10 protein-coding genes and 1 pseudogene are annotated in these 14,043 nt (G+C 53.7%); 8 read left to right on the top strand and 3 right to left on the bottom strand.

The features are described from left to right. Window positions 1-221: 221 nt before the first annotated feature. Window positions 222-965: a hypothetical protein gene (locus LG323_RS09580; protein WP_404415381.1), complete on the top strand. Its 744-nt coding sequence runs from the start codon at window positions 222-224 to the stop codon at window positions 963-965. A gap of 230 nt (window positions 966-1,195) precedes the next feature. Here LG323_RS09580 and LG323_RS09575 read toward each other — a convergent pair whose 3' ends face one another. Next, window positions 1,196-3,133 (bottom strand): methyl-accepting chemotaxis protein, encoded by a 1,938-nt coding sequence (locus tag LG323_RS09575; RefSeq protein WP_404415378.1) that lies wholly within the window; start codon window positions 3,131-3,133, stop codon window positions 1,196-1,198. A 140-nt stretch (window positions 3,134-3,273) separates the two neighbouring features. Next, window positions 3,274-4,197, bottom strand: coding sequence for a phenylacetic acid degradation operon negative regulatory protein PaaX (paaX, locus tag LG323_RS09570; protein WP_310695293.1), 924 nt, complete (start codon window positions 4,195-4,197; stop codon window positions 3,274-3,276). 399 nt (window positions 4,198-4,596) lie between these two features. On the opposite strand from paaX, the gene LG323_RS09565 reads away from it, so the two are divergent. From LG323_RS09565 to LG323_RS09535, 7 genes and pseudogenes are all read left to right on the top strand, one after another. Next, window positions 4,597-5,751: an ABC transporter substrate-binding protein gene (locus tag LG323_RS09565; RefSeq protein WP_404415375.1), complete on the top strand. Its 1,155-nt coding sequence runs from the start codon at window positions 4,597-4,599 to the stop codon at window positions 5,749-5,751. An 82-nt stretch (window positions 5,752-5,833) separates the two neighbouring features. After that, a complete protein-coding gene (locus LG323_RS09560) occupies window positions 5,834-6,709 on the top strand; it encodes a branched-chain amino acid ABC transporter permease (protein ID WP_404415372.1) in 876 nt (291 codons plus the stop codon). After that, on the top strand, window positions 6,709-7,716 hold the full coding sequence (locus LG323_RS09555) for a branched-chain amino acid ABC transporter permease (RefSeq protein ID WP_404415369.1): 1,008 nt from the start codon (window positions 6,709-6,711) through the stop codon (window positions 7,714-7,716). Before LG323_RS09560 ends, LG323_RS09555 begins: the two co-directional genes overlap by 1 nt. After that, window positions 7,713-8,471: an ABC transporter ATP-binding protein gene (locus LG323_RS09550; RefSeq protein WP_404415366.1), complete on the top strand. Its 759-nt coding sequence runs from the start codon at window positions 7,713-7,715 to the stop codon at window positions 8,469-8,471. The genes LG323_RS09555 and LG323_RS09550 overlap by 4 nt, the downstream gene beginning before the upstream one ends. Window positions 8,472-8,488: 17 nt before the next feature. Then, window positions 8,489-8,890, top strand: a pseudogene (locus LG323_RS09545) (hemerythrin domain-containing protein); the annotation flags it as partial. Between the two features lie 258 nt (window positions 8,891-9,148). After that, on the top strand, window positions 9,149-9,853 hold the full coding sequence (locus tag LG323_RS09540) for an ABC transporter ATP-binding protein (RefSeq protein WP_404420130.1): 705 nt from the start codon (window positions 9,149-9,151) through the stop codon (window positions 9,851-9,853). A 137-nt stretch (window positions 9,854-9,990) separates the two neighbouring features. Beyond that, window positions 9,991-10,989, top strand: a complete 999-nt coding sequence (locus LG323_RS09535; protein WP_404415363.1) for an LLM class flavin-dependent oxidoreductase — start codon at window positions 9,991-9,993, stop codon at window positions 10,987-10,989. Between the two features lie 33 nt (window positions 10,990-11,022). On the opposite strand, the gene rapA is transcribed toward LG323_RS09535, so the two are convergent. Then, the gene (rapA, locus tag LG323_RS09530; RefSeq protein ID WP_404415360.1) at window positions 11,023-13,965 is read right to left on the bottom strand and encodes an RNA polymerase-associated protein RapA; all 2,943 of its coding nucleotides are present in this window, start codon (window positions 13,963-13,965) and stop codon (window positions 11,023-11,025) included. Between the last annotated feature and the right edge of the window lie 78 nt (window positions 13,966-14,043).

Here is a 14,043-nt window from a genome sequence, read left to right as displayed (position 1 = left end):
GGGGTGGGGTTAAATCGGTCTCGAAATAGGGTTCTGGAAGCACCATGATGACCAGCTTACAAAGGTCAAAGCCTGAAAAGGCCAGAAACACAGAATAAAGTAAGGGTTGCCGACCAAAACCGGCAACTCAAAAATGAACAACAGAGAACGAGCTGTTGGTAGGGAAAGCTGGCTGAAAAGAGGTTATTCTACAGGCTCGTTATGTTTCTATAAGGAAGTTTATGAGCAAAGTTAGGATCAAGCTGGTATCTATAGGACACTTGCCTTTAGAGTTCCAACCCAAGAAAATAAAAAGTTGGTCATCTAAGACTTTCGAGGTTGTCGAAGATATCGACAATTATGCACTTCGTTGTGACTCCGATGGTTTTGATTGGGAGTTCTCAGACAATGCAGTAAAAGGACAGATCCCAAATCAGTTTAATGCTGATTTCATGATCGCTATTGTAAACGTTCCTGTTGAGGACAACTGGTATTCGAGACGGCTAGGTAATAATCAAATTGTATTTACCTTCCATCAAATCAAAGACATCCTCGATCACTACAATATTCCGTTAGAAAATGTTGTTTATCGTTTACTTTATGCGTACACACTTTTATTTAGGCGTGCGGGAAACACAATCCCTGATTTTGATGACGCACCAGGTTTTACCCACGATGAGACGCGTGGGTGCCTATTTGACATGAATGGCATAAAAACAGATTTAGTCGCTTCTTGCCATAAGCCGCAAATATGTGATGAATGTCAGGAGAGATTGAAGCAGGAAAGAGTATCGAAGTCCGATATTGAAAATACCCAAAGTGATATCAAACGCATCAAAAAAGATTTATATTTCAGATTAATCGGTCACGTTAAAAGGCACCCAATTGCGGCACTTGTTATATCTAGTGTGTTTGCGTTAATGCTTGGTATAACCGGCTCTGTGATTGGTTCGTTTGTTTACGAGTTCTTAAAAAGTCGAGTATGAGGCAGTCGAGACATAATAATAGCAGGCAAAGCGACGGCTTTTCTGTTCCGGCTTCGCCTTCATTACAAATTCGCGCGTGCTGCGGGCACTCAGGCTGTAGAAAACTTAGGAACTTTAGTTTCTTGAGAATTTTTCGCGCTCCTACGTGAATTTGGGAGTTCCTGGTGGTTAAAAATATACTCCCAATTCACGTACAGTCGCCATTTTCAGTACAAAAAATGATACCTCTATCAGGTCTTGAAGCGCTTAAGCTGCCGATCCAGGCTTTGCAGAAGCTGCTCCAGGCTGTTGCTGTTGTTTTCCAGTTCTTCCACTTCGCGTCCGGTTTCCTGATAGAGGGCATTCATCTGGCGGGCGCTATCACTGAGCTGGTCAGCGGTTGCTCTTTGCTGGTTGGCTGCTGAAGCGGTTTCCACGTTGGCGGTGTGAATGCCTTCCACTGCCGAATTGATTTCCTGCAGGGATTGTCCGGCCTGTTCCAGGTAATGGCTGACCTCGTCGGCCTGGGCCAGGCTGGAGTCCATACGGCTGACGGCTTCTTTGGCAGCCAGCTGGTTGTTTTCCAGCAATTGGCTGATTTCCACGGTGGCTTCACGCGAGCGACCGGCCAGAGACCTCACTTCATCCGCCACCACCGCAAAGCCTCTTCCGGCATCGCCAGCGCGGGCGGCTTCTATGGCTGCGTTCAACGCCAGCAGGTTGGTTTGTTCGGCGATGTCGTTGATGACTTCCAGGATGTTGTTGATCTTTTCGCTGTGTTCGGCCAGTTCAGTGACTTTCGAGCCGGAGGCTCTCAGGCTTTCTTCCAGTGACTGGTTGTGAGTCTGTAAAGTGGCGACCAGCTCACTGCCACCGGCTGCCAGACGACTGGCATCCTGTGAGGTCTGCTGGCTGGTTTCGGCATTGCGGGCCACTTCGTGAATGGCTGTGTGCAGTTCTTCAACACTGGTCAGCATGGACTCAAGACTTCCCTGGCCCTGCCCCACCTGTTGTTCCAGACTGCTGGCCACGCGTTTGCCCAGGTTGGAGCTGGTGGCGACTTCGCCGGTGGCCTTGATGACCTCTTCCAGCAATTGGCGCACCTGCCCCAGCATCTGGTCAAATGCCTTGGCTGCCTGGGCTGTTTCATCCTTGCCGCTGAGGGACAGCTTGCGGGTCAAATCCAGATCCTTGGCAACGCCCTCCATGCTGCGGGTTAACTGCAGGGTCGGTTGACTGATCTGACGATAGATGAACCAGGCGATCAGAATACCCAGCAACACCAGAAAAACATTGGAAGAACCCACCAGAATCAGGCGCTGGCGGGCTGAATCCAGCTCCACCTGAACTCTGAGGGTCAGGGTGTCGAGGACTTCACGCTGCAAGCTCTCGGGCACTTCCAAAAGCGCGGCACTGAGCTCCTGCCAGTTACCGCCGGAAATACTGAGGCCAAAGTTGCCATCCAGATAAATCTGTTCAGAAGTGCGGCGGACTTCCTGCACCTGTTGGTAAGTTTCACTATCCATCCAGTTGTCCAGACGTAAATCCGGAGCATTCTGAAGGTGGTTGTTATAAGTGTTGAGGAAAACATTCTGTTCGCTCAGCAAGCGAATGAAGCGTGGGTAGGCACCGTCCGGGAAGTAGGTTTCCTGAAAAGCCAGGCCGAGTAGCAACTGCTCTTCATGGATGCGGCTGATGGCCTGCATCAAGGCGTGATGAGCCGAGTGCCAGCGGGTGGTGATGCCACCGGCCTGACCGGCAAGCTGGGTGGAAAACAATTCCAGACGTCGGGCCAAGCGGTTGAGGCTGCTGCCCTGATCCAGAAGGGTGTCGAGCTGTGGTTCACTGTTCAGCAGGCCCTGGGCCAGATCCAGGCTGCCTTCCAGTGAGGTTTGCAATTCGGAAGACAGCCCCTGGGCCTGGCTGTCCAACTGGCGCAACTCCTCAAGTAGCTTGGAATCCGTTGATTCCCCGAGGATAACGTCATGGCGTGTCTGGTTAAAACTGGAAAAGACCCGGTTCAACTGATCGCGTGCCTGAGCCAGCTGCTGTTGTTGCTGAAGACTGGAGTAGAGCTGCAGGTCATTGCGGGTGCTCAGGCCTGCATAGGCCAGCATACCCAGGAGCGGGGGAACCACAAGCAGAAGCAGCTTGTAGCGAATGGAGATGTTGCGCACGAATGAAAGCATAAGACTTGCCTCAATTATAATTTTTGAGAGTCGGGAGGAAGTCGGATGCGAGTGACTATACTCAACGAAAGTCGTAAAGACTAGAGCGAAATGACAACGTTTTGTTGATTTTAGTCATTTTTCTGTATCGCTTTTAGGCTTTAGTCGAGGCCGCCAAAGCGCCGATAAAAATTCGGGGCCGGTGCTGGCAAGGGTCCTGAAGCATTTTCCAGGGTCACATCCAGCCACTCTTCAGCGCGGGCATAAATGCGCCGGTAAAGATTGCGGCACAAAAGCCGGGCACTGCGCCCTTCCCAGTCGCCCGGCAACAACTCATCCGGAAGAAGCGGATCACGCAGCAACACTTTACGATACTCATGGATCAGCAGGGTACGGGCAATGAAGCAGTCTTCAGGGGAGAGGCTGTCTTCAATCTTGAGTTCATTCCAGAGGGGGCGAAACTGATTCAGGAAGTTGTCATAGCGTTCACCGAGAAGATTCAGGTTCCAGCTTTCCTTGACCTGAAGTCGCAGCGCCTTGGAGGTCAGCAGCTCCTGGGGTTCACTTTGCATGACAATGGTTTCATCCAGGGCATCTCTTTCCTGAAGGAGGGGGAGAAGTTCGCTTTTTTCCATGCGCGGGTGGGCCATCACGCCCGGAGCTAGACTGCCAAACCCCATCCACTCCAGTTCTTCCTTGATACTGCGGCGTTTGCCGTTGTCCAGCTGTGACAGAAACACCAGGCACCAGTTACCGATCCACTCCTCGGTTGCCATGTTGTAGACCTGACGGAAAGCCTGCTCAAAGCGGCGCAGGCCGGGGCCAGTCAGGCTATAGTAACTGCAGCGCCCGACTTTCTCGGCCTGGAGCCAGGATTCACGGGTCAGCCGGAAGACAGAAGTACGCACCAGGCGTTCGCTGACTCCCACGGGTTCCAGCAGCTTCATCAGGCTGCCCAGCCAGACGGTACCGCCCCGCGGGACGATGGCATCACCATAAGCGGTGATAATGAGTGAGCCAGCACGCAGCGGGCGTTTTTGCTGGAAATTGCTGACCAAAAGGTCCAGCTGATTTTTTGCGGCCATAGAATTGGATTCAGTGTTGGGTGAGGTGAAAAAACACGAAGGGCTATTATCCGGTTGTAAACCCTCAGGTAAAGCCCTTTGGATCAAGGGTTTTGTGCTTAATCGCCTCAGTTGTTGTTGTTTTTTTCGCCAAGCTGAGCAAGGAAACAGGTTGACATCAAGGTTATGATACAATAGTTTTTGATCTAGCTCATCAAATGTGTCACTTTTGATGGCGAATCGAGTCGGGAGTCCCTGGCTTCCAGTTGACAGTTCGGGCTTTTCATGTTCAGAAGCTCAGCTATACTGATAGCCTAAGTGATACAGGTTTTGCGTAACAGGTATGCAGATCTGTTTTGCTTTTTTTGCAACAACAATAAACGAGGGCAGCCACTGCCCCAACCTTGGAGTACAAAAACAATGAGTAAAAAACTCTTGCGCCGTACAGGCTTACTGGCCGTAACTCTGGCAGCGGGTATTTTCACCGGTGCCCAGGCTGCGGAAACCATTAAAATCGGTTCTTTCCTTTCCGTTACAGGCCCGGCCTCCTTTCTGGGTGATCCCGAGCTGAAAACATTGCGCATGTACGTTGATAAAATCAACGAAGATGGCGGTGTTCTGGGGCGTCAGCTGGAACTGATTCATTATGATGATGAAGGCAGTGCTTCCTCTGCTCGCAACTATGCCAGTCGTCTGGTCCGCTCTGACCGTGTGGATATCATCGTCGGTGGCAGTACCACGGGTGCAACCATGGCAGCGGTTCCACTGATTGAGCAGTCGCAAACGCCTTTCCTGTCACTGGCTGGTGCAGTGGTTATCGCTGACCCGGTCAAAAAATGGGTTTTCAAGGTGCCTCAGTCTGACCGCATGGCTGCTGAACGTGTCATGATGGATATGAAAGAGCGCGGCATCAGCAAAATCGGCTTGATTTCCGGTACCGGCGGTTTTGGTCGCTCCGGTCGTGAGCAGACTCTGGAAATGGCCGAAGGTATGGGCATCGAAGTGCTGGAAGATGTCACCTACAGCCCATCCGATACCGATATGACCGCCCAGTTGACCGGTATCCGTAACAACTCCGAAGTCGAGGCCGTGTTCAACTTTGGTTTCGGACAAAGTCCTGCCATCGTGACGCGCAACTATGCCCAGCTGGGTATTGATCGTCCTTTCTACCAGTCTCACGGTGTCGCTTCCAACAGCTTCCTGGATCTGGCCGGTGATTCTGCTGAAGGCCTGCGTCTGCCTGCCTCGCCACTGTTGGTGCCTGATTCGCTGCCCGAAGATGATCCCCAGAAACCTGTGGTTCAAGCTTACAAAGAAGCCTATGAAGCTCGCTGGGATGAGTCGGTTTCCACCTTTGGTGCCTATGCTTACGATGGCTTGCAGCTGGCTGTTGCTGCGCTTGAAAAAGCCGGTTCTACAGACCGTGAAGCGGTTCGTAAGGCACTGGAAAGCATTCAGGGCCACGTGGGCGTCACCGGTACTTACAATATGTCACCCGAAGATCATAACGGCTTGAATGCGGATTCCTTCCGTATTCTGGAAGTGGTTGACGGTGACTGGAAGCTGATTGAATAAATCCTAACCCCTTCCTTTTGGTTCTGGACAGGTGTCTTTAACAGGCACCTGCTCCTGGCCCTTGCCTGACGGGACTTTAACCATGTTTGCAGAATTTTTACAGTACCTGTTTACAGGTATTACCATCGGTGCGACCTACGCTCTGATAGCCTTGGGTTTTACCCTGATCTATAACGCCAGCCATGTCATTAATTTTGCTCAGGGTGAGTTCTTGATGATCGGTGGTATGGCTACTGTTTCCCTGATAGGACTAGGATTTCCGTTACCGGTTGCCATGCTCGGCGCCATCTTGCTGGCTGCTGTCATGGGTATTGCCCTGCAGCGTTTTGCGATTGCCCCGGCCAAGCAGGCTGATCCGGTGACCCTGATTATCATCACTATCGGGGCTGCCATTTTTATTCGCGGTATCGCGCAACTGGTCTGGGGCCGTGGTTATCACTCCATGCCCAATTTCAGCGGTAACGAGCCGGTGAATATCGGTGGTGCCGTGGTCAGTACCCAGACGTTCTGGGTTCTGGGTGTGGCCGCAGTCCTGGTGGTTGCCCTGGTGCTCTTCTTTACCCGTACCATGATCGGTAAGGCGATTCTGGCGACTTCCATGAATAAGGTTGCAGCCCGTCTGGTGGGTATCAGAACAGAAATGGTGCTGATGCTGGCTTTCCTGCTGTCAGCCGTACTGGGTTCGATTGCCGGCATTATTGTGGCCCCCATCACTTTCACTTCTTATGACATCGGCATCATTCTGGGTCTCAAGGGCTTTGTTGCTGCCTCCTTGGGCGGCCTGGGCAGTGGCATGGGAGCCATTGTCGGTGGCTTGTTGCTGGGTGTCGTGGAAGCCATGACCGCCGGGTATATTTCTTCTGATTACAAAGACGCTGTGGCCTTCGGCATGATCATTCTGGTGCTTTTCTTTATGCCCAGAGGTCTGATGGGTGCTCGCGTTGTGGAGCGTGTGTAATGCTGAAGTCTATGCTGCATAACCGTTTGAGTGGCTTGCTGCTACTGGCCATTATCATTTTTATATTGCCTGTTTTTTTCGATAACCCCTTTCATTATGACATGGCGACCCAGATTGCCATTTATGCCACGACGGTGGTTGGGCTGAACCTGCTGGTGGGTTTTGCCGGACAGATCAGTCTGGGGCATGCCGGTTTCTTTGGCATTGGTGCCTACTTCAGCGCCATCATGACCGGCACCTATGGCTGGCCGCCTTTTATCACGCTTTTGTTGGGTGCGCTCCTGGTGGGTTTGCTGGCTTATATTGTCGGGCGTCCGATTCTTAGGCTGAAAGGCTATTACCTGTCCATGGCAACCCTGGCTCTGGGCTTTATTATTGCCATCATCATTAACAATGAAGGCTGGCTGACCGGTGGCCCGGATGGCATGCCCGTACCTTCATTGAGCATCTTCGGCTGGGAACTGAGTACCTTCAGCAGCTATTCCTTTCTGGGCATGACCATCAGTGGTTCCCTGGCCTGGTACTGGCTGGCGGGTGTGCTGCTGATTCTGGGTGTCTGGCTGGCCCAGAACCTGATTGATTCGCCCATCGGTCGTGCACTGCGTTCGGTGCATGGTTCGGAAGTGGCGGCCAGCGTGGTGGGTGTGGATACTGCCAGGTTCAAGAATCTGGTGTTTGTGATTTCGGCGATTTATGCCAGCCTCATGGGCAGTCTCTATGCGCATTTTCAGGGTTTTATCACCCCCGACCTGGCTGGCTTCATGGAATCCATCATCCTCGTCACCATGGTGGTGCTGGGTGGCATGGGCTCTATCTTCGGTGTGATTCTGGGTGCTGTGTTACTGACCTTGCTGCCGCAAATGCTGGCGGACTTCCATGAATACGAAATGATGATGTTTGGTCTGATTCTGATGCTGACCATGATCTTTATGCCCAAGGGCTTGCTGCCGACCACTCAGCGTTTTATTCGCAGCAGGCTGAGCAAGAAAAAGGGGGACCAGGCATGAGTGCGTTAATCGAAGTCAAAGGCCTGGATAAAGCCTTTGGCGGGGTTCATGCCATTGAAGGCCTGAGCTTTTCCGTGGATGCAGGTCAGGTGTATTCGGTGATTGGCCCCAATGGTGCCGGTAAAACCACCCTGTTTAACCTGATTACCGGCCTTTACACCCCCACAAAGGGTGAAATCAAGCTGGGCGGCCGAGATGTCACCGGGATGCCACCCAACAAACTGGCCGAGCTGGGTATGTGCCGTACCTTCCAGCAGATGCAGATATGCATGAACATGACCGCTCTGGAAAATGTCATGCTGGGGCGTCACCTGCAGCTGAAGAGCAATCTCTTCACCACCCTGTTTCGCCTGCCTGCACTGCTCAAGGATGAAGAGGATTGCCGTGATCATGCCGTGGAACTGATGAAGTTTGTCGGTTGCGGTGATTACATCGAAACCGAAGCCAGTGCCATGTCCTACGGGGCCTTGAAACGTCTGGAAATTGCCCGTGCTCTGGCCGCCAAGCCTAAGGTGGTTTTGCTGGATGAACCGGCTGCCGGTTTGAATGCAGTGGAGTCGGCAGAACTGGAAGAATTGCTTCAGAAGATTGCTGCCCAGGGCATTACCGTGGTTCTGGTCGAGCATGATATGAAAATGGTCATGGGGATTTCTGACCGGGTTCTGGTGATCAATTACGGCCGCAAACTGGCTGAAGGCACACCCGAAGAAATTCGTAACAATCCCGATGTTATTGCTGCCTATCTGGGCGGCTGAGTGCGGAGGCAAGGTTTATGACGCAAGAAGAACAACAGGCAGCTCCTGCCCGGTCGCGCAGTGATCAGGTCATACGCACCATCGTTCAGGAACACCAGGGTCTGTGGCGGATTATTGATCTGCTGGATCAGCTTCAGCAGGATATGAACATCAACGCCAACCAGCCGGATGAGCTGCTGTTTAATACGATTTTTGATTATATCGAGCACTTCTCCAAGCGGGTGCATAGCCAGCCAACAGAAATCATGCTCTACAAGCGGCTGCGCGAAAAGGCACCGGACACCAGTGAACTGCTGGGCAAGCTGGAAAAAGGCTACCGTGTCGGTCACGAACGTCTGCAGGAGTTGCGGGATCTGCTGCAAAACTGCATGAGCAACTGGCCGGACGGTCGTGAAGCCTTCAGTCATGCTTTAACTCGCTTTACCCAGGCGCTGCGCAAGCACATCAAAAAAGAAGAAGGTGTGGTGGTTCCCCGAGCCCGCGAAAGTCTCTCCCAGGAAGACTGGGAGATGATTGCCGATGCCCGGGATCAGACCCAGGACCCGTTGTTTGGCGAACGGGTGCGGGAGGAATTCCGCGAGTTGCGCCATAAAATCATCAACATGACCCCTGAGCACCTGGGCGGTCTGGGTGTGGTTCACGCATCGCGAGTGACTGCTTACCATGATCATCAGGAGATGTTGTCCATCAAGGGTGCAGTGACTTCTTACGGTCAGATTGAAGTACTGCATGATGTTGATATCAGCATCAACAGTGGCGAGATCGTGTCTCTGGTCGGGGCCAATGGAGCGGGTAAATCCACCCTGCTGATGGCCATTTCCGGGCTGCAACCCCTCGACAAAGGCCAGATGATCTACAAGGGTCAGGATCTGGGCAAGGTTTCCAGTGACAAAAGAGTGGCCCAGGGCATTGTTCAGGTTCCCGAAGGTCGCCAGGTGTTCAAGGACATGAGTGTTCAGGACAACCTGTTGCTGGGGGCTTACAGTCGGGGTAACTCCTCGGAAATTCCCGAAGATATGGAAAAAATCTACAGCAAATTCCCGATCCTGCGTCAGAAACGCTACAACCTGGCGGGTGAGCTTTCCGGTGGTCAACAGCAGATGCTGGCCATGGGCCGTGCCCTGATGGCCCGACCCAAGCTGCTGCTGCTGGATGAACCCAGCATGGGCCTGGCCCCTCTGATCGTGGAAGAGATCTTCAACACCATCAAGGATCTGAAAAAAGAAGGCATCACCGTCTTTCTGGTTGAACAGAATGCCTCTCAGGCTCTGGCCCTGGCGGATCGCGGCTATGTGCTGGAAACCGGCAAGGTCGTGGTTGAGGGAACCGGCAAGGAACTGCTGAGCAATGACAAGGTGCGTGAGGCCTATCTGGGAATGTAAGTCACTCCAAAAGCCTGAAATATTTTCGCCGCCTGCTTGGGAGCCGTGTTAATTTTGTTAACCGGGCCTTCCAAGAGGCGGTTTTTTAATGCAGGGTAGGCTAGACTGTTAAGTCTATTCTGGTCTGAGGAGTTGAAATGCAAGCCTATTCCCTGCTTGATCTGGCGCCCATCACTGAAGGCAGCGATGCCCGTCAGGCACTACTTAATTCTCGTGACCTGGCAGTGCATGCCGAACAATGGGGTTATTACCGTTTCTGGATGGCAGAACATCACAGCATGGAAGGCATCGCCAGTGCGGCCACCGCAGTGGCCCTGGGCTATATTGCCGAAGCAACCAGTAAGCTGCGCATCGCTTCTGGAGGGGTGATGTTGCCGAACCATTCACCGCTGGTGATCGCCGAGCAGTTTGGTACTCTGGCTTCTCTTTATCCCGGACGGGTTGACCTGGGGCTGGGTCGAGCGCCGGGAACCGATGGTGTAACGATGCGAGCCTTACGCCGCAAGCAAACGGCGGGTGCCGATGACTTTCCGAATGAAGTGCAGGAGCTGCTGCACTATTTTGAACCCAAACAGCCCGGCCAGGCGGTTTTGGCCATTCCAGGTGAAGGGCTGCGGGTGCCTGTCTGGATTCTGGGGTCCAGCCTGTTTGGAGCTCAGCTAGCCGCTCATCTGGGTTTGCCCTATGCCTTTGCTTCGCATTTTGCACCCTCGATGTTGATGCAGGCTTTGCAGACCTATCGTGAACATTTCCGGCCTTCGCGCTGGCTCAGCAAACCCTATGCAGCTGCAGCCATCAATGTTTTTGCGGCGGATAGCGATGAGGAAGGCCGTTATCTGATGACTTCCGTGCAGCAGCAGTTTATAGCACTTCATAAGGGTCGACCCGGCAAGATGAAAGCTCCAGTGAAGGATCTTTCCAGCCTGGCTGCTCCTTTTGAGCGATTACAAGTCGATCATGCACTTGCAGAAACAGCCGTGGGCTCCAAAGAGTCAGTGTCAAAATGGATCGATCAGTTTTTGAATCGCACTCAGGTTGATGAGTTAATCATTACCGGTGCTATTTATGACCACCCCGCGCGTTTGAAATCTTTCCAGCTGGCATCTGAAATATTGGAAGAAAAAAAGCACAGCTGAAATCTGCCCGGCTGAAAAGAGCCGGGCGAATTCTTAGCTGCCGTCATCCTTGCCTGCCGCGACAACCACACGCACTGCATCCATTTTCAGGCTGGCGTCATTGAGGCTGGCATCCAGTTGCTGGCGCAGTTCTTTAAGGCTGTTGATCTCGGTGTCTCTGACGGCCGGGTTGTGTTCAGCCAGGGCTTCCAGACGGCTGATTTCCGGGTCAAGCTGGCTGCGCATCAATTGCTGGGCTTTTTCCAGCATGGAAGGCAGTTGTTCACTGGCCTGGGATTCCGCCTGATCCAGAAGATTACGCAGCTGATCCTGGCGCAGTTTGACAATATCCCGGGCCAGCCCTTTTTTCATTTTGACCAGCTGTTTGGACAGTCCCTTGAAGCCCACCTTGGGTGCCAGGTTGTTGCCCTGGGCATCGAGTAACAGACGCAGGCTCTGGGGGGGTAGATAACGTTCCACCTGTTTGGGATGCTGGCTGGGTAGCTGCAGGCAGAAGAAGATTTCCACCAGCAGGGTTCCGGCAGGCAGAGCCGGATTTTTCAGCAGAGCGACCGTCGTGTTGCCTTTGACTGTGCTGGTAGCCGCTTCCAGACAGTTGCGGGTCAGGGGGTGTTCCCAGGTCAGAAAATGCAGATCATCCCGGGCCATGGCCTTGTCGCGCAGGAAGGTGGCGGAGTTGCCTTCTTCCATATCAAAGTGCACATCCGTGAAGATGGCGGTATCGGATTCCTTGCCGGGTTTCAGATACCAGGTGTGGGCGTCCAGGTCTTCATTCTGGATGCGATAGACATCCAGAGCGACTTCCAGAAATTCGCGCAGCAGTTTGTCGTGATCCGCTTCAGCCAGTTGTTCGACCAGTTGATCGCTGACTTCCGGGCGATGTGAAGCCAGTTCCAGCAGGCGGTGACGACCGGCTTCCAGTTCAATTTCTGCAGCATCCCGCGCATCCTGGATTCGGGGGATCAGGCTGTCCACAGCCAGTTCACCCTTGAGCAGCTGGATGATTTCTTCCTGAAACTCAGTCCAGAGGCTGGCACCCACCGGGCGCGGGGTGGTCAACTGATCCAGACCTTCATGACAGAAGGTGAGCCAGTCCTCCTGAGCCGTGGTTTCCAGGTAAGGCAGATGAAGTTGAATGGTTTGGGTCTGGCCGATGCGATCCAGACGACCGATACGCTGTTCCAGCAAGTCAGGGTGGGCAGGCAGGTCAAAGAGCACCAGATGATGGGCAAATTGAAAGTTGCGGCCTTCACTGCCAATTTCCGAACAGATCAGCAGCGGTGCACCGTCTTCCTCTTCAGCAAACCAGGCCGCGGCCCGATCACGGTCAAACAGATCCATGCCTTCATGAAAAACGGCGGCCAGCACACCGGCACGGCGGCGCAGGCCTTCGCTGAGTTCCAGGGCGGTTTCGGCCTTGGCACAGATTAGCAGCACCTTTTCATCCTGCAGCTCTTCCAGCTTTTCCAGCAACCAGTCAACCCGTGGGTCAAATTGCCACCAGTCGCCTTCATCCTGGGAACCGGCGGCATAAAGACGTTCGGGATAAAGAGCAGCAAAAGGCCAGGCAGTGCCGGTCATGGCTTCGGCCATCATCTGGCGATGCGGCTGGGTGTATTGTTCCAGCAACTCCAGATAAGCGGAAGGGCAGTCCAGGCCAACCGGATGGGCTTCACGACCGGGAAAGCCGGGTACGCTGGCGCGACGGTTGCGAAACAACACGCGGCCAGTGCCATAGCGATCCAGCAGTTGGTTGATCAATTGCTGGCGGGCTTCGTCTCTTTGTTCATCATCGCTTTCCGGGTGTTCCAGAAGCTCCAGTAAAGCCTGGCTGTCATGGCTGAGGCGGCTTTGCAGAGCTTCCCGTTCCTGGTCTTCCAGAGGCAGTTGCTGTTCCAGCCGACTGATGGCTTCTGCACAGATGCGATAACCGCCTTCCTCGGCCTGAAAGGCTTCCAGGCTGGGATAACGGGCCGGGTCGAGCAGTTGCAGTTGAGCAAAAAAGCCACTTTCCCCGGATTGTTCGGGGGTGGCGGTAAGCAGCAGCAGGCCGGGAATCTGTTGGGACAGCTCTTTGACGCGCAGATACTCGGGGCTGGCCTCGGTGGGTGACCAACTCAGGTGGTGGGCTTCATCAATAATCAGCAGATCCCAGTTTTCTTCCTGGGCCTGGGTGAAGGCCAGATCGTCTTCCACCAGCCAGTCCAGACTGCACAGGGCCAACTGGGCATCGGCAAAAGGGGTGTCGCTGGCTTCGGTACGGCTTTTGTCCATCAGGGTCACAGGCAGACCAAAGCGGCGCAGAAGCTCCACCAGCCACTGGTGGCAGAGGCTGGAAGGCACCAGGATCAGGGCACGCTGAGCCCGCCCGGTGATCAACTGCTGGTGCAGAATCATCCCCGCTTCTATGGTTTTTCCCAGACCCACCTCATCGGCCAGGAGAACCCTGGGTGCCAGACGTTGACCGACTTCATGGGCAATATACAGCTGGTGGGGCACCAAGCCGACGCGGGGGCCACGCAGACCCAGCAGGGGATCTTGGGCCAGTTGGGTCTGGGCCTGGCGGCTCAGGGCACGCAGGGTGTATTCATTGTTGCGGTCAATCTGACCGGTCAGCAGGCGCTCACGCGGGCCTTGAAAGCGAATTTCCGGGTCGAGCTGGGTTTCCGGTATTTCCAGGAATTCCCCGTCTTCACTTTGACCCAGGTAGATCAACAGGCCATCCACTTCCTGAGTGTCCTCGACCTTCATGGTCCAGCCATCCTGGTGGGTCAGGGTGTCGCCTTCACTGAAAATAACCCGTGTCAGAGGTGCGGTAGAAGTGGAGTAAACACGGGTTTCTCCCTGGCTGGGAAACAACAGGGTGATACTGCGTCGGTCGCTTTGTAAAACCGTACCCAGCCCCAGGTCAATTTCGGCGTCACTGATCCAGCGCTGGCCGGGAATATAAGAAAGGGCTGTGGAAGTGGCGGGCATCAATAAACCTCTTGGTGGTTTCAGGAACAGCTGTGGAAGAAAGGGGCGGTATCTTAGCCGATTGCAGGGAACGACCCA

This window comes from Marinospirillum sp. (genome assembly GCF_044810985.1).
Taxonomy (GTDB): domain Bacteria; phylum Pseudomonadota; class Gammaproteobacteria; order Pseudomonadales; family Halomonadaceae; genus Marinospirillum.
This window is presented reverse-complemented; position numbering and strand designations above follow the sequence as displayed.